The organism is Trinickia caryophylli, assembly GCF_034424545.1.
GTDB classification, from domain to species: domain Bacteria; phylum Pseudomonadota; class Gammaproteobacteria; order Burkholderiales; family Burkholderiaceae; genus Trinickia; species Trinickia caryophylli.
Map to the genome: position 1 here is coordinate 424,907 of NZ_CP139970.1, position 19,602 is coordinate 444,508.

Here is a 19,602-nt window from a genome sequence, read left to right on the forward strand (position 1 = left end):
AGCCGGGATCATTCCGCGCGCACGGGCACGCGCTGCGCCACCGCGCACATCAGCTCGTAGCCGATCGTGCCGCAGGCGCGCGCCACGTCGTCGATCGGCACCTGAGCGCCCCACAACTCGACGCGCGAACCGATACTGGCGCTGGGGCATGGGGTCAGATCTACCGTGAGCATGTCCATGGAGACACGGCCAACGATGCGCGTGCGCACGCCGTCGACGATAACGGGCGTGCCTTCGGGCGCACAACGCGGGTAGCCGTCGGCATAACCGCATGCGACCACGCCGATGCGCATCGGCGCCGGCGCCAGGAACGTCGAGCCATAACCGACTGACTGTCCCGCCGCGAGCGTTTGCACCGCGATCAGCTCCGAGGCGAGCGTCATGGCCGGCTGCAGCCCCACGCCCTCGATGGCCGAGGTGAGACCCGACGGCGAAGCACCGTAAAGAATGATGCCCGGGCGCACCCAGTCGAAGTGGGCCTCACGGTGCCAGAGGGTCGCAGCGGAATTGGAAAGGCTGCGCCCGCCCGCGATGCCTTCGGCGCCGCGTTCGAAGGCTGCCATCTGCTCGCCGATGCCGCGCTCGCCGTCTGCGTCCGAGAAATGGGTCATCAAAACGATCTGGCCGACGCCGGGGCAGGCCCGCGCGCGCTCCCAGGCCGCGCGGAATTTTTCGGGCGTGTAACCGAGCCGGTTCATGCCCGTGTTCATCTTGAGCTGGATGTTGACGGGTTTGGAGAGCCGCGCCATTTCCAGCATGCGCAGCTGTTCGTCGCAGTGCACAGTGGTGGTGAGGCTGTAGCGGTCGATCACGTCGATGTCGGTCGGCCGGAAAAAGCCTTCGAGCAGCAGGATCGGGCCCGCCCAGCCGAGCTCGCGCAGCTTGGCCGCCTCCTCGAGATCGAGCAGACCAAAACCGTCGGTTGCCCGCAGACCGGGGAACACTCGGGCAAGGCCATGGCCATATGCATTGGCTTTCACGACGGCCCATACCTTCGAGTTGGGCGCGTGGCGGCGGGCGACGGCAAGATTGTTGGCTAAGGCGGCGGTATGAATCGTGGCGAGAAGCGGGCGCGGCATGGACGTTTTCGTAAGAGCTTTTGGGGGCGAATCGGGCGCACAGGGCGCTCGTCTCGCGCTCACGGACGGCGCCGCCCGGCACCTTCCCGATGCGCGGGCCGTCCGAAGGCACCTATTTTCGTGATATAAAGCCGTGCGCACAACCCATTTCGAACGGCATAGGCCCCAAGGCGTCGCTCGCGCGACCGGCTCACGAGGCGCAGCGAGGACAGCACCGCATCAGATGAAAAAAGGTTTTTATTCCATCATGGCCGCGCAGTTTTTCTCGTCGCTGGCCGATAGCGCCCTTCTGATCGCCGCCATTGCTCTGCTCAAAGACCTTCATGCCCCGAACTGGATGACCCCGCTGCTCAAGCTGTTCTTCGTACTCTCGTACGTCGTGCTGGCGGCATTCGTGGGGGCATTCGCCGATTCCCGGCCCAAGGGCCACGTCATGTTCATCACGAACACGATCAAGATCGCCGGCTGCACGGTCATGCTGGGAGGCGCTCATCCGTTGATCGCCTACGGGATCGTCGGCTTCGGCGCCGCGGCCTACTCACCGGCGAAATACGGCATTCTGACCGAGCTGCTGCCGCCCGAGCGGCTCGTGGCCGCCAACGGCTGGATCGAGGGCACGACGGTCGCGTCGATCATCCTCGGCACGGTGCTCGGCGGCGCACTGATCAGCCCGCATATCGCCGCGCCGATCCTGCGTCATCACATTCCACTCGTGGCCACGCCGGCCGAAGCCGCGATGCTCGTGATCATCGGCATCTACGTCGTCGCCGCCATATTCAATCTGCGTATTCCGGATACAGGCGCGCGCTACCCGAAGCAACAGCATGGCCCCGTCAAACTCGTGACCGAGTTCGCCGACTGCTTTCTCACGCTCTGGCGCGACAAGCTCGGCCAGATCTCGCTTGCCGTGACGACGCTCTTTTGGGGCGCCGGCGCGACGCTTCAGTTCATCGTCCTCAAATGGGCCGAGGTCTCGCTCGGCATGTCGCTCTCCGAAGGCGCGATCCTGCAGGCCATCGTGGCCGTCGGGGTGGCGGTGGGCGCGATGGCGGCAGCGGCGAAAGTGCCGCTCAAGCGCTCCTTGAGCGTGCTACCCGTGGGCATCATCATGGGCATCGGGGTCATGATGATGGCGTTCTACACGCGCCATCTCGTGCCCGCCAATTGGGGCTTTTACTTCGGCCACCTGCACGTGCCGGGCTACCTCATCATCGCCTATCTGTTCCTGATGGTGGTCGGCGCGCTATCGGGCTTTTTTGTGGTGCCGATGAACGCGCTGCTGCAGCACCGCGGGCACGTCCTGCTTTCGGCCGGGCATTCGATCGCCGTGCAGAACTTCAATGAAAACCTCTCCGTGCTCGTCATGCTTTGCCTCTACGCGGTGCTGGTCTGGCTCGACGTGCCCGTATCAGTGGTGATCGTGCTCTTCGGCACGTTCGTCTGTCTCATGATGTGGCTCGTCATGCGACGACATCAGGCCAACCAGCGCGCGTTCGATGCCGTCGCGCTGATCGGCGAAGTCAAACACTGAACCGCGCACGGCGGCGCGCCGCGTCATCATGCCCCACGTCATTCCCAACGTATTGACGATCGCCGGCTCGGATTCGGGCGGCGGCGCCGGCATCCAGGCGGATATCAAGACCTGCTCGGCACTTGGCGCCTACGGCGCGAGCGTCGTCACCGCCCTCACCGCGCAAAACACGCATGGCGTGCGCGCGGTGCACGCTCCGGACGCCGGCTTCGTCGAGGCGCAGCTCGAAGCGGTGCTCGACGACATCCGCATCGACGCCGTCAAGATCGGCATGCTCGCCAACGCCGCAATCGTGCACGCGGTGGCGCGCGCACTCGCGCGATACCAGCCGCCCTTCGTCGTGCTCGACACCGTCATGATCTCGAAGAACGGTCACGCCCTGCTCGCGGCCGACGCCGTTGCCGCCCTGCGCGACGCGTTGCTGCCGCTCGCGCACCTCGTCACGCCGAATCTTCCCGAAGCCGCCGCGCTCCTTGGCGCGCAGCCCGCAGACGACGAAACCGCCATGCTCGAACAGGGCGAGGCACTGCGCGCGCTCGGCGCGCGGGCCGTGCTGATGAAAGGAGGTCATCTGCCGTCCGCCCAAAGCCCCGATTGGCTCGTTGACGCCGCCGGCCATCGCCGCTTCGGCGCCGAGCGTCTGCCGTTGCCCAATACGCACGGCACCGGCTGCACGCTGTCAGCCGCGATTGCGGCGCTTCGCCCCCAGCGCGCCGATCTGGCGAGCGCCGTGGCCGACGCGAAGGGCTATCTGCTCGACGCGATGCGCGCGAGCGGCCGGCTCCGCGTGGGTAGTGGCATCGGGCCACTCCATCACTTCTGCCGCTGGTGGTAGTCGCTTAACGCGAACGCTTCGGCACGCGCGGGCCAGTCGTCGGGAACGATGAATCCGCGTGTGCGTTCGCGCCATGCGGCGGCGGCCTCGTCCCAGGCGAAGCCGGCGACCATCGTCGGGGCGCGCGGCGAATGGGCACAGTCGTTCAATGCACCGGCATCCACCAGACCCCTGTCGGCCGCCTCGGACCCCGCCGTCACCTGTTGCGGAGCGAGCCACGCAAGCCGCGGCAACGCCATCCACCGCTTGGCCGCATCACGCGCAAATGCCTCCCAAGCATGCCGCGGCACCCAGAATCCGCGCGAATGCCCGGGCTCGACCGCGGCCGGCAACCGCGGCGCAGCGAGGCCGCTCGCGGTGTCATGCCATCGATAGAAGAGCCAGCCCTTGACAAGCATCTGCGCTTGCCACGGGCCGCGATGGCCGAGCGACGCGAAGGCCTCGGTTGCCGAGAGCGGCAATTGATGCTCGACCAACCGGGCAAGCTTGATGTCGAAACGGTCGAGCAGGTTCGGCCCGACGTAGTCCGCAAGCACGCCTCGCTCGCTGCCCGTATGGAGATAGCACTTGACGCCCAACTCCCAGTGCAGCCGCCGCCCGTTCGCCGTCTGTACCAGAAAATCGCACTCCCCGAGGGTCCGCCCGGCTCGTCGCAGCGTGACGTTCGCGGCGACGAGCCGCTCCGCCGGGCCGTGTTCCAGGTAGTAGCCGAGCAGCGTTTCGGCGTAACGGCCGAGCCGCGTGAGCGGCGCGGCGCTCAGCACGCGAAGAAGCGTCCGTGGATCGCGATCGAGACTGCTCAGCCAAGCCGCAACGGCGGCGCGTTCGCCCACGGCTTCGCCTGGATGCGCCAGCGCAGCGAGCGGCCCGTGCTCGCGCAACAGCGAGGGACTCATAAGCAGCCAGGCCAGATCGCGCACGGCGTCCACGCGCAGCGAATCGAGCAATGCATCGAGCACGGCGGCGCTCTTGGCAGCCGGCTCGAGCGAAGTCATTCGCCTGCCCGCCCGCCAAGCGCCTGCCTGTACGTGTCGTGCGCAAGACAAAGATCGGCCCACGCTTTCGCCTTGTCGTGCAGGCTGCGCAACAGATAAGCGGGGTGATAGGTGACGATCACAGGCACGTCCTCATAGCGATGCACACGGCCGCGCAGCGACGAAATGCTCGCATCCGTTTTCAACAGGTTCTGCGCAGCCACGCGGCCGAGCGCGACAATCAGCTTCGGCTTGACGAGCGCCACCTGCCGCTGCAGATAAGGCTCGCAGCGCGCGACCTCATCCGGCTCCGGATTGCGGTTGCCCGGCGGCCGGCATTTGACGACGTTGGCGATATAGACGTTGTCGCCCCGCGCGAGCGCCAGCGCCCGCAGCATGCTGTCGAGCAGTTTGCCGGCTTGGCCCACGAACGGCTCGCCCTGCTTGTCCTCATTTTCGCCGGGAGCTTCGCCGATCAACATCCAGTCCGCTTCGCGGTCGCCGACGCCGAACACCGTGTTGGTCCGCCGCTCGCAGAGCCGGCAGCCTTCACACGATGCCACCCGCGCGGCGAGCGCATCCCAGTCGAGCATCCGGACGGCCGCCTCTTGGCGAGCCGGTTGCGCCTCGATCTCGCGCGGCGAATCGCTTTCGGGTGGAGGCGCGATGTCCGCGGCCGGCTCGATCCGCAATGGCGGATCGGACGCGCGGGCGGGCTTACGCTCGGCCGGCGGCGCCGGCTCGGGCGCCATCGGTGCCGCCTCGCGCGTGCGCCGCGCAAACGCTTCGCCCCCATCGGGAATCGATTGCGGCCTCGATGCGCGCTCGGGCGCTGCCGCAGCGGGTGCCTGCCCAGCCGGGCCGCTCAGAGCAGCGCGACCTTCGGCTGGCGGCGAGGCATCGCCTCCGTCCGCCTTCGCGGCCACGGTGGACACGACGCCCCCCCCGGCCCCGACCACTTCGCGCGTATCGCGACGCACCCAGAGCGGAGCAAGCCCGAGCATCTCGAGCACGGCTTCATCGAACGCCATCCGCGCCCTCCTTCGGAAACGTGTATCTCATGACGATTGCATCTTCGCGGCTGCGGTGACGCGCCGGATAGTAGTTCCTGCGGCGTCCGACCGTAACAAAACCAAAACGCTCGTACAGCCTGATCGCGCGCACGTTCGACGGTCGAACCTCGAGCAACACGCCGCCAAGGCCCGTCGTGCGGGCAATGCGTGCCGCCTCGCGCAAAAGCGCGAGGCCGGCGCCGCTGTGCTGAGCGCGTGGCGCGACACAGAGGTTCAACAAATGCATTTCATCGACAACCGGCATCAATACGCAATAGCCTACGAGCACACCCGTCACATGACGCATGCACACGCCGAAATAGCCGTTGCGCAACGAATCCTCGAAGTTGCCGCGCGTCCAGGGAAACTCATAGGCCTCGCGCTCGATCAGCGCCACCTCGTCGAGATCGGCATCGGTCATCGGCGACATATACCGATCGGCCAGCAGCACACCGCTCATCGTGCCGGATCCCCGCCTCGGGCGGCCAGACGTTCGGCCGTCGTTTGCGCGACCTTGTCGCGGATGTACTCGGGCGCGGCCCGATCGGCCGGTACGGCCTGCCCCGCACGCCAGGCGCGCAGCGCGGCATGAGCGAGCGGAACGGCATGCGGGAGCGCCTCGCCATCGACGGTGCGGGCGCCGAGCGCCGCGGGCAGACGCTCGCCGAAAGATGCCGCCGCGTTGCCGCCGAGCGTGAATGGCTCGTCGGGCAACGCCAACGCCCCCGGCGCGCCGAGCGAAGGTGCGACGATCGCGCGCCACGCCTGCGCAGCCGCATCCCAGAGGTAGTCGGCCCAATAGACTTCGTCCATTCGCGCATCCATGGCAACGAGCACGCGGTTGGCCGAGGGATCGCGCAGCCGCGCGCTCTCGGCGCATACGAGGAGCGTGCTCACCGGCACGACGGGTATGCCGAGCCCGAATGCGAGGCCCTGGGCGACACCGGCCGCGGTACGCAGGCCTGTGAACGATCCGGGGCCCGCACCGAACGCGATGGCGCTGCAATCGGCGAGCGTCAGCCCCGCTTCCTGCAGGATTTCGCGCACGGCCGGCAGTATGCGGGCACTGGAGACGGCGCCCGTCGGCTCGTGGCGGGCGACGAGGCGCGGCGGCGATGCGTCGCCGGGCTCGGCCGGCTCGCCAGAATCGAGCAGCGCAACCGAGCAGTATTCGGTCGAAGTATCGAAAGCAAGCAGAACGGTTCGGATCATGGGCACTATTGTAATGCGGCGCCACGGCCTCCCGGATCGTGAAAGGCTGCGCTCGCGCGCGGGGCCCGCGCCGGCATGCCGCTTGCGCCCGCCGTTTGGAGGCTTTGCTCCAGCTCGCGGCGCCTCCCGCTTGCTATGATCGGCCGCCTTATCGCTTCAAGGGAGAAAAGCAATGAGCACACTCGATGCGCGCTTCGAACAAGCCCAGGTGGACGTCAAGGGCCTATCGGAGAAACCCGGCAACATGACGCTGCTGCGTCTTTACGCGCTCTTCAAGCAGGCGACCGAGGGCGACGCGCACGGCGACAAGCCCGGCTTCGCCGATATCGTCGGCAAATATAAGTACGACGCCTGGGCATCGCTCAAGGGTACCGACCGCGATCAGGCCAAGGAACAGTACATCGCGCTCGTCGAATCGCTGAGAAACGGCACCGCATCGTAGGACTGCCACCGCGCCACCGGCGCCGCTACACCGGCTACGGGACAGCCCTGGGGTGGCGGCACAATTCCCAGTGGCGCGCCGCAACAAAAATCCGTATAATGCGCGGGTGCCTCGTTGCGCCTACCCGGCTGTCTCGTAGCACCTCGTAGCGTTTTGCTCCAATCCAGTTTAGAACTGTCCCCTTCTGCCTAGGCCATTGCTGGCCGTCTTGTACCAGGCTGGCGGCGATGCTTCAGTGCATCCCGTATCCGATACAGCTCTAACGAAAAGCTCGCCGCAACATGCGGGCTGCCCCCGTTTTTCGATTTGCTCGCACCGTTTGCATGCTGAATCCGACGACTTGGGTAATGCCGATTGGCGCCGACGTTCCTTCCCTGTGTTGTATCAAGGATTCTCATGACATCTGGTTTCACTTCCCCGCTCACCGCCGTTGCTGACCGCGTCCTCGGAGTCGACGCCGACTCGAACCTCGAGGCCACGCCCGTCGAGCAACCCGGTGCGGGCTTCGCTGCGCTCGGCCTGTCGCCCGAGATCGTCTCGGCGCTGATCGCCGCGGGCTACTCGGCGCCTACGCCGGTGCAGCAGCGCGCCATTCCGGCCGGCATCGCGGGCCGCGATCTGCTCGTATCGAGCCCGACGGGCTCGGGCAAGACCGCTGCCTTCATGCTGCCCGCCATCGAGCGCTTCGCGCAGTTGCAAAAAACCCGGGCGGCAAAGCCGCGCGAAGCCGTTGCCGAAGGCGAGCGCCGCACGCGTCGCGGCCCGCCGGTGGCGCGCCCCGGCCTGCTCGTGCTGACGCCGACTCGCGAACTCGCGATGCAAGTGACGACGGCCGCATCTACCTACGGCAAGCACCTGCGGCGCCTGCGCACGGTGAGCATTCTCGGCGGTGTCGCGTACGGCCAGCAGTTGATGCTGCTCGCGAAGAACCCCGAGATCCTGGTCGCCACGCCGGGTCGCCTGCTCGATCACCTCGAGCGCGGCCGCATCGATCTCTCCGAGTTGCAGATGCTCGTGCTCGATGAAGCCGACCGCATGCTCGACATGGGCTTCGTCGAAGATATCGAGACGATCGTCGCGGCCACGCCGGCCACGCGCCAGACGATGCTGTTCTCGGCCACGCTCGACGGCAAGATCGGCGCACTCACGGGCCGCCTGCTGCGCGACCCCGAGCGCATCGAGATTCAGCACCGCGCGGAGTCGCGCGACAACATCGCGCAGACAGTGCATTACGTCGACGATCGCGACCATAAGGATCGCCTGCTCGACCATCTTCTGCGCGATAACGCGCTCGATCAGGCGATCGTCTTCACCGCCACGAAGAGCGACGCCGATCAACTCGCGGGGCGCCTCGCGGATGCCGGTTTCTCTTCGGCCGCATTGCATGGCGACTTGCCGCAAGGCGCACGCAACCGCACGATCCGCGCGCTGCGCGAGCGCCGCGTGCGCGTGCTGGTGGCAACGGACGTCGCAGCGCGCGGCATCGACATCCCCGGCATCACGCACGTCTTCAACTACGATCTGCCGAAATTCGCCGAGGACTACGTGCACCGCATCGGCCGCACGGGCCGCGCCGGCCGCACCGGCACGGCTGTGAGCCTCGTGCATCATGCCGAGTTCGGTGCGCTCAAGCGCATCGAGCGGTTCGTTCGCACGACGCTGCCCGTCAACATCGTCGAGGGCTTCGAGCCCCGCAAGGCCCCGCCGTCGAATCGCGGCAACGGCACAGGCGGGCGCGGCCGCCCGGGCGGCGGCAACGGCGGCGGTCGGCGCTTCGGCTCCGGCTCCGGTTCGACCGGCGGCAGCAATGCGCGCGGCAACGGCGCACATGGCGGCGGCCAAGGCGAGCGCGCCCGTAACGGTAACAGCTGGGGCGGCCGGCCTTCGGGCGGCTCGCGCGACGGCTATCGAGGCCGCAGCGATGCAGCCCGTGGCGCTCGCCGCGGCAGCTGAACATCGCCCAGATGCCTCCGCGCGCAGCGCGGCGGCAGGCCTTCACAAACCGGTGCTTCGGCACCGGTTTTTTATTGCCCGCTATTTTTCACGATGCGGGAAAAACTTTTGCGTCGTAAAAAGACGTGCTGCGTGGCACAACGGTGCGCGTTGCAGCATGGGAAATCACATTCCTCATTGCGAAATACACTATCCAACCCGTTGTTTTTACAAGATAAAATACAACACATAAAAGCTCGATGAGGGGTGTCTCCGACGGCTCGATTTGCCTAGACTCTTATATAAGACCTCGCGCTTCGACGGCTATCCGAACCGCGAACCGTTTTTTTCTCTCAGGCAACTCAGGAGTACACCATGTCACGTCAACAGCAAGCTCAGGAACTTCAACGGCAGTGGGAAACGGATCCGCGCTGGAAAGGCATCCGCCGCGGCTACTCGGCCGAGGACGTCGTGCGGCTGCGCGGCTCGCTGCCCGTCGAGCATACGCTTGCGCGGCGCGGCGCCGAAAAGCTGTGGAACGCGATCAACACGGAGCCGTTCGTCAACGCCCTCGGCGCGCTGACGGGCAATCAGGCCATGCAACAGGTGAAAGCCGGCCTCAAGGCAATTTATCTGTCGGGCTGGCAAGTGGCCGGCGATGCGAACGTGGCAGGAGAAATGTATCCGGATCAGTCGCTCTATCCGGCCAACTCGGTGCCGCTCGTCGTCAAGCGCATCAACAACACGCTCACGCGCGCCGACCAGATCCAATGGTCCGAGGGCAAAAACCCCGGCGACGAAGGCTATGTCGATTTCTTCGCGCCGATCGTGGCCGACGCGGAAGCCGGTTTCGGCGGCGTGCTCAACGCATTCGAGCTGATGAAGGCCATGATCGAGGCCGGTGCGTCCGGTGTGCACTTCGAAGACCAGCTCGCATCGGTCAAGAAGTGCGGCCACATGGGCGGCAAGGTGCTCGTGCCGACGCGCGAGAACGTCGCAAAGCTGACGGCGGCGCGCCTCGCGGCGGACGTCTGCGGCGTGCCGACCGTGCTCATCGCGCGCACGGACGCTGAAGCAGCCGACCTCATTACGTCCGACGTCGACGAAAACGACCGCCCGTTCCTCACGGGCGAGCGCACCGTGGAAGGTTTCTTCCGCACGAAGCCGGGCCTCGACCAGGCAGTCTCGCGCGGGCTCGCCTATGCCCCGTACGCGGACATGATCTGGTGCGAGACGGGCAAGCCCGATCTCGAGTACGCGAAGAAGTTCGCCGAGGCGATCCACAAGGAATTCCCCGGCAAGCTGCTTTCGTACAACTGCTCGCCGTCGTTCAACTGGAAGAAGAACCTCGACGATGCGACGATCGCGAAATTCCAGAAGGAACTCGGCGCGATGGGCTACAAGTTCCAGTTCATCACGCTCGCGGGCTTCCACGCGCTCAATCACTCGATGTTCAATCTCGCGTACGGCTACGCTCGCACGCAGATGAGCGCGTTCGTGGAACTGCAGCAAGCCGAGTTCGCGGCTGCGGAAAAGGGCTTCACGGCCGTGAAGCATCAGCGCGAAGTCGGCACGGGCTACTTCGACGCCGTCACGCAAACCGTCGAGCGCGAAGCGTCGACGACGGCACTGCATGGCTCGACGGAAGACGAGCAGTTCTTCGACAGCAAGAAGGTGGCCTGAGGCGGCCGCACGGGGCCGGCTCGCCGGCCCCGGTGTTGCAGTTCGGCCGACCGCCCAGCCGTCCGACTGACGCCGGGCACGGCCGGATACCCGCTCAGCGGTAGACGATCACGGGAATCTTCGTGTGCGTGAGCACGCGCTGCGTCTCGCTGCCGAGGAGCAGGCTGCCGAGACCGCGCCTGCCGTGCGACGCCATGAGGATCACGTCGCAGCCCCCCTCCTCGGCCGCTTCGATGATGCCGAGGTAGGGCGACGGATGCACGCTCGTGCGGCTCGAACAATCGACGCCGGCGAGCCGCGCCGCCTGCTCGACCTCGTCCAGATGCGAGCGCGCCTCGCGCTCGCTACGGGCCTGAAAGTCTTCGGGCGCCTCGACGACCACTTCCGAAAACGGCGAGTACGGGTACTGCGGCAAGCACGCGTAAGCGGTCACGCGCGCGCCGACCGACCGCGCCAGATCGATGGCGCCGTCGATCGCTTTTTTCGACAACTCGGAACCGTCCGTCGGAACCAGGATGTGCTTGAACATGGCCCTCTCCCTCGCTGGCTGCCTCGCGCGGGGCATCTCGCGGCGCGGTTGCCGGGCACCCGTGGACACGCCTGAAGTCGATTGTAGTGCCGTCAAGGCTGCCATTGCCCCGGCCTACGGGAGACTCCGCATATCGAAAACCCGCCCGAAGCATGCGTTAGCGCCAGTAGTCCGCGCGCTCGTACGTGTGCTTCAGATAGTCGAGAAAAAGCCGCACCCGCAGCGGCAAATGGCGCCGCTGTGCGAATACGGCATGAATGCCGATCGGCGGCGCCGCGAAGCCGTCGAGAACGGTGACGAGCCTCCCGGCGGCGATGTCCGCGCCCACCTCCCACCACGAGCGCCAGGCGAGCCCGTAGCCGAGCACGCACCATTCGCGCAGCACGGCGCCGTCGGTGCACTCCATCGTGCCCGATACCTTGATCGATACCGCCTTGCCGTCTTCCTGGAACGACCAGGCGCGCTGCTGGTTCGCATTGGCAGCGAGCGCGAGGCAGTTGTGACGCGCGAGATCGGCCAGCGTCTGCGGCGTGCCCCGGTGCTCGAGATAGGCGGGCGCGCCCACGCACACGCGCCGGTTCTCGCCGAGCTTGAGCGAGACGAGCGACGAATCGGGCAACTCGCCGAGCCGCACCGCGCAATCGAACCCCTCGTTGACGAGATCGACGAGCCGGTCGGAAAGATCGAGCGTGATCGAAACGTCGGGATGCGCCGCCGCGAACGCGGGCACGAGCGGCGCCACGTGCTTGCGGCCGAAGCCCGCCGGCGCCGATACACGAAGATGCCCGCTCGCTTTGACGCCTCCGGCCGAAACGCTCGCCTCGGCGTGGTTCAGCTCGTGCACGATGCGCTGACAGTCCTCGAGAAACGCCGAGCCCTCGAACGTCAACGTGAGCTTGCGCGTCGTGCGCACGAAAAGCTTCACGCCAAGCCGCTCCTCGAGGGCGTCAAGCCGCCGGCCGATTACCGCGGGCGCCACCCCCTCCGCGGCGGCCGCGGCCGACAGACTGCCCTTTGCCGCCACGGCCACGAAAGTTTCGATCTGCTTCAAACGTGCCATGGCCGGTGTTGTCGCATCGAGGTCCCGAGAGCGGGCAGATTAGCCGATTCATTATCAAAAAGTCAAAGATCAAGTGACGTTTTGCATCTTTTTTAACCCTTATAGATATCAATAGAATGAATGCCCTGCCTGTGACCTGAGAGGAGAACGACCGATGCCAGCCAGCATGCCGCCTCGCCCCAGGGCAATCGTCTTCGACGCTTACGGAACGCTCTTCGACGTGCATGCCGTCATCGCCGCGGCGGAGCAGCGTTTCACGGGATATGGAGAAGCGCTCTCGCAGTTGTGGCGGGCGAAGCAGATCGAGTACACGCAGTTGCGCACGCTCGCGGCGCCCGACGGCAGCCACTACCGTCCGTTCTGGGACATCACGCTCGATGCGCTTCGTCACGCATGCGCACGGCTCGGCTTGCCGCTCGACGATGCGACACAGAAGCGGCTGATGGACGAATACGCATGCCTCTCGGCTTACCCGGACGTCCTGCCGGCGTTGGACCAATTGCGCACACACCTGGGGCCGGACGTCGGGCTGGGCATCCTGTCGAACGGCAACCCGCACATGCTCGATGTCGCAATCAAGAGCGCCGGCATGGCGGACCGGTTCGATGCCGTGCTGTCCGTCGATACCGTGCGCGCCTACAAGCCATCGCCGCGCGCGTATGCGCTCGGCCCGCAGGCATTCGGCTGCGACGCGCGTGCGATCGTCTTCGTCTCGTCGAACGGCTGGGACGTGGCGGGCGCGGGGTGGTTCGGCTACACGACGTTCTGGCTCAACCGGGCGCACGCGCCGGCCGAGGAACTCGGTATCGCCGCGCAAGGCACGGGCGACGGCATGCCCGCGTTGATCGCATTCGTCGATGCGCTGGCCAAGCAAGGCATTGCCCACCGCCGACGCTCGGGCGACAAGCTGCGGCGCCCCGGTGGCACGCAGGCCCCCGATTCATGAAACAAGCGAGCAATACCGCTATCAGATCGACTGACCGACCAAGGAGAGGTACATGACGCACACGTTGTCGCTGCCGCAAGGCATGGAAATCACGGCCGCGATCGAGCCCGGTTTCGAGAAGATCCTGACGCCCGATGCGCTTGCCCTCGTCGCCCGGCTGCACCGCGCGTTCGAAGGCCGTCGGCGCGAGTTGCTGGCCGCGCGGCGCGCCCGCACAGAACGGCTCGACGCGGGCGAGCGCCCCGATTTTCTGGCCGAAACGAAGGCGATCCGCGAAGGCGACTGGACGATCGCACCGCTGCCGCGCGATCTCGCATGCCGGCGCGTGGAGATCACGGGCCCCGTCGAGCGCAAGATGATCATCAACGCGCTGAACTCGGGTGCGGACAGCTACATGACCGACTTCGAGGATTCGAACACGCCGAACTGGCACAACCAGATCACGGGCCAACTCAACCTGATCGACGCGGTGCGCCGCACGATCTCGCTCGAGCAAAACGGCAAGCAGTATCGTCTCGACGACAAGATCGCCACGCTGATCGTACGGCCGCGCGGCTGGCACCTCGACGAGAAGCATGTGAGCGTGGACGGGCAGCGCGTCTCGGGCGGGATTTTCGATTTCGCGCTTTACCTTTTTCATAACGCAAAGGAGTTGCTCGCGCGCGGCAGCGGCCCCTACTTCTATCTACCGAAGCTCGAGAGCCACCTCGAAGCGCGCCTTTGGAACGACGTATTCGTGGCAGCCCAGGAAGCGCTCGGCCTTGCGCGCGGGACGATCCGCGCGACGGTGCTGATCGAAACGATCCTCGCCGCGTTCGAGATGGAGGAAATCCTCTATGAATTGCGCGAGCACAGTGCCGGGCTCAACGCGGGACGCTGGGACTACATCTTCTCGGCGATCAAGAAGTTCAAGAACGACGCCGGCTTTTGCCTGGCCGACCGCAGTCAGATCACGATGACCGTGCCGTTCATGCGCGCCTATGCGCTGCAATTGCTGAAGACCTGCCACAAGCGCAACGCGCCGGCGATCGGCGGCATGAGCGCGCTGATTCCGATCAAGAGCGACGCCGCGGCAAACGAAAAGGCCATGGCTGGCGTGCGTGCCGACAAGGCTCGCGACGCAACCGACGGTTACGACGGCGGTTGGGTGGCACACCCGGGGCTCGTGCCCATCGCGATGGAAGAATTCGTCAAGGTGCTCGGCGACAAGCCGAACCAGATCGGCAAACAACGCGACGACGTGACGGTAACGGCCAAGGACCTGCTCGATTTCCGCCCGGAGGCGCCGATCACCGAAGCCGGGCTGCGCAACAACATCAACGTGGGCATCCACTATCTCGGATCATGGCTCGCGGGCAACGGCTGCGTGCCGATCCACAACCTCATGGAGGATGCGGCAACTGCCGAAATCTCGCGTTCGCAGGTGTGGCAATGGATCCGCTCGCCGAAAGGCAAGCTCGACGACGGCCGCAAGGTCACGGCCGAACTCGTGAGCGAGCTCACGAAGCAGGAACTCGAGAAAGTGAAGCAGGCGGTGGGCGGGAATACGGCGACGTACGATCGCGCCGCGCAAATCTTCGAAAAGATGTCGACGTCGGCTCAGTTCACCGAATTCCTGACGTTACCGCTTTACGAGGAAATCTGAGGCGCGCCCCATGCGGTACTTCCGTCCATCTTGCAATCGGGAGTACCGCCGCGGTTCAACTGCCGTAGCGCAGCGACGGCGCTGCATCGCGCTCGCGCCGGTAGGCGACCCAGTCGCCCTCGTCGATGCGTGCGAGACCCGCGACCGACTCCGGGCCGACCGGGTAGAAAAGGCACGAAAGACGCCGCCCCGCCACGCCCACCTCGATCTCCCGCGACTTGAAGAGTCCATCGACGCCCGGGTACACCTCCTCGATCTCGTCGAGCACCGGCACGAGCGCGTCCTCGATCTCGTAGATATCGCCGCGTACGGCCCCCGCTCCCGCATCCGGAACGAGTCCCGGGTAACGGCCGAAGTCGTAAAGGCGCCCGTTGACGAACGCGGCGCCGATCAGCCGCGGCGCCGGGATCGCATGCCGCGCAGCCGCGAGGCCGATATCGTTGATCTCGCCCTCGCGCAAAGTCCCGTAAACGAAAACGTGTCGCATCTGCCCTCGTCCTTTTTTGTGTGGTTGCCCCGCTCGTTGTCTATCGGCAAGCGTCGCCGTATCCGATATCGTCTCGGCACGATCCGCGCGTACCTTGCGCGGCCTCAGCATTATGCATGCCGTCCATGCACGAAGCGAGCACGCTCCGCTAACGAATTGCTTTCACTCACGAGCGACGGCGCAGCCCGTTGCCGACGCCGCGACGCACGCCGGGGCGTAATGCCCTGCCGAGCCCATACAATAGCGACGGCGCGATCTTCCGCGCGTCATCTTTCATCCAACGCCTGCCGGCACCGTGCAGATCATGACCGACACCGCCTCCTGGCCCCCGCCGGCCCGCGTGCATTTCGTCGACATTCCGCCCGAGTTCGCGCCAACGCGGACGCACCCCATCCGGGTGCGCTCGCGGCCGATGCCGGCCGGCGAACGCATTACGCTGCACATGCATGCCTGGGCGCAATTGGCGTACGCATCGCGCGGCGTGTTGCGGCTCGCGATCGAAAGCAGCACCTGGATCGTGCCGCCGTCGCGAGCGATCTGGGTGCCGCCGCACGTGCCGCATGAAGTATTCGTCGTCGAGGATGCTTATCTGCGCACGCTGTACATCGACGAATCCGCCGTGCCCGACGGCCTCGAGACGAGCCGCGTCATGGAAGTCTCGCCTTTGCTGCGCGAGCTCATCGTGGCGATGGACGCGCCCGGACTACAGGGCGGGCGCGAACGCATGCTCGGTGCCCTCGCGCTCGACGAACTGGCTCGAGCCGTGCCGCTGCCGCTCTCGGTGCCGATGCCGCGCGAAAAGCGGTTGCGCGCGCTATGCGAAGCGCTTCTCGCAGACCCGGGCAACAGCGACCCGCTCGAATTCTGGGCAGCGAGCGTCGGCGCGAGTACGCGCACGATCGCGCGCCTCTTCCGGCACGAGCTCGGCATGAGCTTTTCGCAATGGCGCCAGCAGGCAGTGCTTGCACGCGCGATCCCGCTGCTCAACCAAGGGCGTGCGCTTTCGCACATCGCTCGCGAACTCGGCTATCAGAGCCAGAGTGCGTTCTCGGCCATGTTCCGCCGGGCCTTCGGCGAAAGCCCCCGCGCGTTCATGATGCGCGACCCCACACGTGCGGCAGAAGACGCGGATGACGAAGCGACCGACGCGCAAACGCAGCGCGGCGAACCCGCCCACCGCTGAGCCGACCGCCGCCTTGCTGCTCGATCGCATGTGCCCGGTGCTCCCGCCCGCTCACACCCGCCGCGTCATATGCCGGATAGCGCCGAACTGCGCCAGCCTGGGGCCTGCCACGCGATAGCCCATGCGCAAATAAAGCCGGGCAGCCGGGTTATCGATGAACACGCGCAGTTGCAGCTCCCTCAGCCCGCGCTCTCGAGCCCACTGATGGCAGGTCTGCAGCAAATACGTACCGGCACCCTGGCGCCGATGGCCCACGGCGATCTGCACATCGCGGATATGCAGCGAATCTCCCTCTTCGGTCATGCGCAGCACCCCGATCGGCTCGCCGTCGTCCGCCTCGAGAATGAAATTCTCGGACTCGCACCAGCTCACGTAGAAAAGGTCGGCCCGCCAGATCAGATGGTGCCGTTCGTAGTAGCCGCTCATGTTCGTGCGCGTGAGTGCCTCGGCAAACGGAAAATCGCCTGCCGCGGCTTTGCGCAACCGAAAGGGCAACGGAACGTCGGTCGGATCGAACATCGCGGCCACGAAGGGTGGAACTCGAGAACACGGTAAGACAGCACGGCCCGGCTTGCAACCGAGATTTGCCCGGCAGGGTGTGCTGCTCAACGCCGCAGGGGCCGCGAGGGCGCAGAGCGCGGCGCCGCAGCCCGGTTCGAGCCGGAATCGGAATGCCTGAAAACGGGCAAAGAAAAAGCCCGTTGAGCGAACTCAACGGGCTTCATCGTCTGGCGGAGTGGACGGGACTCGAACCCGCGACCCCCGGCGTGACAGGCCGGTATTCTAACCAACTGAACTACCACTCCACTTTCCTGCTCGGCCCGAGAGCCGTGATACGCCTCTCGAGCTGCGACGCGCTTCGCCGACGCGCCGCCGATATCTGGCGTCCCCTAGGGGATTCGAACCCCTGTACTCACCGTGAAAGGGTGATGTCCTAGGCCTCTAGACGAAGGGGACAAAACGACCGCTTACACCTCTATTAAAAAAGCCCGTTCAACTCGAACTGAACGGGCTTTGTCTGGCGGAGTGGACGGGACTCGAACCCGCGACCCCCGGCGTGACAGGCCGGTATTCTAACCGACTGAACTACCACTCCATTTCTTTCACCATACTCGTGAACCGTCGGTCTCGATTCACCAGCCGCAACGCTTCTCGTCCGAAACGCCACTGATGTTTGGCGTCCCCTAGGGGATTCGAACCCCTGTACTCACCGTGAAAGGGTGATGTCCTAGGCCTCTAGACGAAGGGGACAAAATTCTCTTCGTGCTGCTCGCTTCGCAATCCGCTTTCGTCAACATCTTTCGCCGAAAGCGAAGATCGCTATTCTAACTTCGCACTCGCTGTTTGTGAAGCAATTTCTTTTCGATGCCGCGCCCCGAAAGGCTTTCAGACTAACGCCCTTCCCCATACCGCAAGAGCAGTGCTTGTCCGTTGCATCGCGACGCTCCAGCAAACGTCGTCAACAGCGAAGCCTGCGATTATACGCACCGTTTTTAGGGGGGCGCAAGAACTTTCTGGCAGATTCGGATCGCCGCGCGCAAGAAAACACCGCCGCGAGCCGCTCGGCGGTGTACGTTACCAATGGTCCTGCGCCGGCGAGCTGCTGGCAGCGTCGGCTCAGGCGGCCGCCAGCGCCGCCAGCAGCGCGTCGACGCTGGCCTTCGCGTCGCCGAACAGCATGCGCGTGTTGTCCTTGTAAAAGAGCGGATTGTCGACGCCCGCATAACCCGATGCCATGCTGCGCTTCGACACGACGACCGTGCGGGCCTTCCACACTTCGAGCACCGGCATGCCGGCGATGGGGCTGCCAGGATCCTCGAGTGCGCCCGGGTTCACGATATCGTTGGCGCCGATCACGAGCACGACGTCGGCATGTGCGAAGTCGTCGTTGATCTCCTCCATCTCGAGCACGATGTCGTACGGTACTTTCGCTTCCGCCAGCAACACGTTCATGTGCCCGGGCAACCGTCCCGCCACCGGATGAATGCCGAAGCGCACCCGCACGCCCATCGCGCTCAGCTTGCGCGTGATCTCGCTGATCGTCGACTGAGCCTGCGCCACGGCCATGCCGTATCCAGGCACGATGATGACGTCCGAGGCGTCGCGCAGCAGCGCACCGACTTCGTCGACGGTGGTCGAGACGACATTCCCCCCTGCCGGGGCGGCACTCGTCGAAGCGGCCGTGCCGAACCCGCCGAGTATGACCGAGACGAAGCTGCGGTTCATGGCGCGGCACATGATGTAGCTCAGAATCGCGCCGCTCGAGCCCACGAGCGCCCCCGTCGTGATCAGCAGATCGTTGTCGAGCATGAAACCCGTTGCGGCCGCCGCCCAGCCCGAATAGCTGTTGAGCATCGACACGACGACGGGCATGTCGGCGCCGCCGATGGCCATGACGAGATGCACGCCCAGCGCCGCCGCGAGCACGATCATCGCGAGCAGCGCCAACAACCCTTCGCGGCTCGCCGGCGCAGTCAGAAAGAGGAAGCCGAGCACGACGAAGAGTGCCACCACGGTGAGATTCAGCGCGTGCCGCCCCGGCAGCACGAGCGGCCGGCCGCCGATCGTGCCCTGCAGCTTCAGGAACGCGACGATCGATCCCGTGAACGTTACGGTGCCGATGAGCGCGCCGAGGTAGATCTCGCATTCGTGAATCGTATGCTCGACCGCGCTCGCGCCCGCCGCGGGCGCGAGGTAGCTGTTGATTCCGGCGATGACGGCGGCCAGCCCGACGAAGCTGTGCAGGATCGCCACGAGCTGCGGCATCTGCGTCATCTCCACGCGGGTGGCGAGCCACGCGCCGATCGCAGCCCCGCCGCCCGCGCAGACGAGCACGACCACGAAGCTCGCGCCCGGCGCGACGAGCAGCGTGGCCGCCACGGCGATCATCATCCCGAGCATGCCGTAGACGTTGCCGCGCCGCGCGCTCGCGGGGTGGCTCAGCCCGCGCAGGCTCAGGATGAAGAGCGTGCTGGCCCCGAGATAGGCAATGTTGCCGATTCCGTTGAACAT

The 19,602-nt window shown here is 65.8% G+C and carries 18 protein-coding genes and 4 tRNA genes; 8 read left to right on the plus strand and 14 right to left on the minus strand.

Going from position 1 to position 19,602, the window contains the following annotated elements:
- Nucleotides 1-8 precede the first annotated feature (8 nt).
- Nucleotides 9-1,079 carry an alanine racemase gene (gene alr / locus U0034_RS01865; RefSeq protein WP_085226047.1) on the minus strand — a complete coding sequence of 357 codons (1,071 nt, stop codon included), beginning with the start codon at nt 1,077-1,079 and terminating at the stop codon, nt 9-11.
- 223 nt (nt 1,080-1,302) lie between these two features.
- Here alr and lplT point away from each other — a divergent pair, with 223 nt between their 5' ends.
- Both lplT and thiD read left to right on the plus strand, forming a co-directional pair.
- On the plus strand, nt 1,303-2,610 hold the full coding sequence (lplT, locus tag U0034_RS01870; protein ID WP_085226045.1) for a lysophospholipid transporter LplT: 1,308 nt from the start codon (nt 1,303-1,305) through the stop codon (nt 2,608-2,610).
- Between the two features lie 28 nt (nt 2,611-2,638).
- Entirely contained in the window at nt 2,639-3,445 is an 807-nt protein-coding gene (gene thiD, locus U0034_RS01875; protein WP_085226043.1) for a bifunctional hydroxymethylpyrimidine kinase/phosphomethylpyrimidine kinase, read from the plus strand.
- Here the strand turns inward: thiD and U0034_RS01880 are convergent.
- From U0034_RS01880 to tsaB, 4 genes are read right to left on the minus strand one after another with little or no spacing between them, the layout of a single operon-like run.
- On the minus strand, nt 3,424-4,440 hold the full coding sequence (locus U0034_RS01880) for a DUF1853 family protein (protein ID WP_085226041.1): 1,017 nt from the start codon (nt 4,438-4,440) through the stop codon (nt 3,424-3,426). The two genes, thiD and U0034_RS01880, sit on opposite strands and share 22 nt — an antisense overlap.
- Nucleotides 4,437-5,450 carry a uracil-DNA glycosylase gene (locus tag U0034_RS01885; protein ID WP_085226039.1) on the minus strand — a complete coding sequence of 338 codons (1,014 nt, stop codon included), beginning with the start codon at nt 5,448-5,450 and terminating at the stop codon, nt 4,437-4,439. The genes U0034_RS01880 and U0034_RS01885 overlap by 4 nt, the downstream gene beginning before the upstream one ends.
- Nucleotides 5,437-5,931, minus strand: coding sequence for a ribosomal protein S18-alanine N-acetyltransferase (gene rimI / locus U0034_RS01890; protein WP_085226036.1), 495 nt, complete (start codon nt 5,929-5,931; stop codon nt 5,437-5,439). Before rimI ends, U0034_RS01885 begins: the two co-directional genes overlap by 14 nt.
- The gene (tsaB, locus tag U0034_RS01895) at nt 5,928-6,683 is read right to left on the minus strand and encodes a tRNA (adenosine(37)-N6)-threonylcarbamoyltransferase complex dimerization subunit type 1 TsaB (RefSeq protein ID WP_085226033.1); all 756 of its coding nucleotides are present in this window, start codon (nt 6,681-6,683) and stop codon (nt 5,928-5,930) included. Before tsaB ends, rimI begins: the two co-directional genes overlap by 4 nt.
- Nucleotides 6,684-6,855: 172 nt before the next feature.
- Here tsaB and U0034_RS01900 point away from each other — a divergent pair, with 172 nt between their 5' ends.
- From U0034_RS01900 to aceA, 3 genes are all read left to right on the plus strand, one after another.
- Nucleotides 6,856-7,125, plus strand: a complete 270-nt coding sequence (locus U0034_RS01900; RefSeq protein ID WP_085226030.1) for an acyl-CoA-binding protein — start codon at nt 6,856-6,858, stop codon at nt 7,123-7,125.
- Between the two features lie 396 nt (nt 7,126-7,521).
- Complete coding sequence (locus tag U0034_RS01905) at nt 7,522-9,078, plus strand: DEAD/DEAH box helicase (protein ID WP_085226028.1); 1,557 nt, start codon at nt 7,522-7,524, stop codon at nt 9,076-9,078.
- 354 nt (nt 9,079-9,432) lie between these two features.
- Nucleotides 9,433-10,740 carry an isocitrate lyase gene (aceA, locus tag U0034_RS01910; RefSeq protein WP_085226023.1) on the plus strand — a complete coding sequence of 436 codons (1,308 nt, stop codon included), beginning with the start codon at nt 9,433-9,435 and terminating at the stop codon, nt 10,738-10,740.
- A 94-nt stretch (nt 10,741-10,834) separates the two neighbouring features.
- On the opposite strand, the gene U0034_RS01915 is transcribed toward aceA, so the two are convergent.
- Both U0034_RS01915 and U0034_RS01920 read right to left on the minus strand, forming a co-directional pair.
- On the minus strand, nt 10,835-11,269 hold the full coding sequence (locus tag U0034_RS01915; RefSeq protein ID WP_085226021.1) for a universal stress protein: 435 nt from the start codon (nt 11,267-11,269) through the stop codon (nt 10,835-10,837).
- A gap of 157 nt (nt 11,270-11,426) precedes the next feature.
- Nucleotides 11,427-12,329: a LysR family transcriptional regulator gene (locus tag U0034_RS01920; RefSeq protein ID WP_085226019.1), complete on the minus strand. Its 903-nt coding sequence runs from the start codon at nt 12,327-12,329 to the stop codon at nt 11,427-11,429.
- Between the two features lie 154 nt (nt 12,330-12,483).
- Here U0034_RS01920 and U0034_RS01925 point away from each other — a divergent pair, with 154 nt between their 5' ends.
- Complete coding sequence (locus tag U0034_RS01925; RefSeq protein ID WP_085226017.1) at nt 12,484-13,275, plus strand: haloacid dehalogenase type II; 792 nt, start codon at nt 12,484-12,486, stop codon at nt 13,273-13,275.
- A gap of 52 nt (nt 13,276-13,327) precedes the next feature.
- A complete protein-coding gene (gene aceB / locus U0034_RS01930; protein ID WP_085226015.1) occupies nt 13,328-14,920 on the plus strand; it encodes a malate synthase A in 1,593 nt (530 codons plus the stop codon).
- A 55-nt stretch (nt 14,921-14,975) separates the two neighbouring features.
- On the opposite strand, the gene U0034_RS01935 is transcribed toward aceB, so the two are convergent.
- Nucleotides 14,976-15,407: a gamma-glutamylcyclotransferase family protein gene (locus tag U0034_RS01935; protein WP_085226013.1), complete on the minus strand. Its 432-nt coding sequence runs from the start codon at nt 15,405-15,407 to the stop codon at nt 14,976-14,978.
- A gap of 304 nt (nt 15,408-15,711) precedes the next feature.
- Here U0034_RS01935 and U0034_RS01940 point away from each other — a divergent pair, with 304 nt between their 5' ends.
- Entirely contained in the window at nt 15,712-16,590 is an 879-nt protein-coding gene (locus tag U0034_RS01940; protein WP_085226011.1) for an AraC family transcriptional regulator, read from the plus strand.
- A gap of 51 nt (nt 16,591-16,641) precedes the next feature.
- On the opposite strand, the gene U0034_RS01945 is transcribed toward U0034_RS01940, so the two are convergent.
- The 6 genes from U0034_RS01945 to U0034_RS01970 all read right to left on the minus strand — a co-directional run bounded on the left by U0034_RS01945 (nt 16,642) and on the right by U0034_RS01970 (nt 19,602).
- Nucleotides 16,642-17,109: a GNAT family N-acetyltransferase gene (locus U0034_RS01945; protein WP_085226009.1), complete on the minus strand. Its 468-nt coding sequence runs from the start codon at nt 17,107-17,109 to the stop codon at nt 16,642-16,644.
- 210 nt (nt 17,110-17,319) lie between these two features.
- Nucleotides 17,320-17,396: transfer RNA gene (locus U0034_RS01950), tRNA-Asp, on the minus strand.
- Between the two features lie 75 nt (nt 17,397-17,471).
- Nucleotides 17,472-17,547 (minus strand) — tRNA-Glu (locus U0034_RS01955).
- Nucleotides 17,548-17,609: 62 nt separating this feature from the next.
- Nucleotides 17,610-17,686: transfer RNA gene (locus U0034_RS01960), tRNA-Asp, on the minus strand.
- A gap of 79 nt (nt 17,687-17,765) precedes the next feature.
- A tRNA-Glu gene (locus tag U0034_RS01965) sits at nt 17,766-17,841 on the minus strand.
- A gap of 366 nt (nt 17,842-18,207) precedes the next feature.
- Nucleotides 18,208-19,602, minus strand: a complete 1,395-nt coding sequence (locus U0034_RS01970) for an NAD(P)(+) transhydrogenase (Re/Si-specific) subunit beta (protein ID WP_085226007.1) — start codon at nt 19,600-19,602, stop codon at nt 18,208-18,210.

Coding starts and splice junctions, on each gene's coding strand:
- U0034_RS01940 (WP_085226011.1), top strand. CDS start 15,712: ATGACCGACACCGCCTCCTGGCCCCCGCCGGCCCGCGTGCATTTCGTC.
- U0034_RS01920 (WP_085226019.1), bottom strand. CDS start 12,329: ATGGCACGTTTGAAGCAGATCGAAACTTTCGTGGCCGTGGCGGCAAAG.
- rimI (WP_085226036.1), bottom strand. CDS start 5,931: ATGAGCGGTGTGCTGCTGGCCGATCGGTATATGTCGCCGATGACCGAT.
- U0034_RS01935 (WP_085226013.1), bottom strand. CDS start 15,407: ATGCGACACGTTTTCGTTTACGGGACTTTGCGCGAGGGCGAGATCAAC.
- U0034_RS01885 (WP_085226039.1), bottom strand. CDS start 5,450: ATGGCGTTCGATGAAGCCGTGCTCGAGATGCTCGGGCTTGCTCCGCTC.
- U0034_RS01970 (WP_085226007.1), bottom strand. CDS start 19,602: ATGTTCAACGGAATCGGCAACATTGCCTATCTCGGGGCCAGCACGCTC.
- aceB (WP_085226015.1), top strand. CDS start 13,328: ATGACGCACACGTTGTCGCTGCCGCAAGGCATGGAAATCACGGCCGCG.
- thiD (WP_085226043.1), top strand. CDS start 2,639: ATGCCCCACGTCATTCCCAACGTATTGACGATCGCCGGCTCGGATTCG.
- U0034_RS01905 (WP_085226028.1), top strand. CDS start 7,522: ATGACATCTGGTTTCACTTCCCCGCTCACCGCCGTTGCTGACCGCGTC.
- lplT (WP_085226045.1), top strand. CDS start 1,303: ATGAAAAAAGGTTTTTATTCCATCATGGCCGCGCAGTTTTTCTCGTCG.
- aceA (WP_085226023.1), top strand. CDS start 9,433: ATGTCACGTCAACAGCAAGCTCAGGAACTTCAACGGCAGTGGGAAACG.
- U0034_RS01925 (WP_085226017.1), top strand. CDS start 12,484: ATGCCAGCCAGCATGCCGCCTCGCCCCAGGGCAATCGTCTTCGACGCT.
- U0034_RS01945 (WP_085226009.1), bottom strand. CDS start 17,109: ATGTTCGATCCGACCGACGTTCCGTTGCCCTTTCGGTTGCGCAAAGCC.
- alr (WP_085226047.1), bottom strand. CDS start 1,079: ATGCCGCGCCCGCTTCTCGCCACGATTCATACCGCCGCCTTAGCCAAC.
- U0034_RS01880 (WP_085226041.1), bottom strand. CDS start 4,440: ATGACTTCGCTCGAGCCGGCTGCCAAGAGCGCCGCCGTGCTCGATGCA.
- tsaB (WP_085226033.1), bottom strand. CDS start 6,683: ATGATCCGAACCGTTCTGCTTGCTTTCGATACTTCGACCGAATACTGC.
- U0034_RS01900 (WP_085226030.1), top strand. CDS start 6,856: ATGAGCACACTCGATGCGCGCTTCGAACAAGCCCAGGTGGACGTCAAG.
- U0034_RS01915 (WP_085226021.1), bottom strand. CDS start 11,269: ATGTTCAAGCACATCCTGGTTCCGACGGACGGTTCCGAGTTGTCGAAA.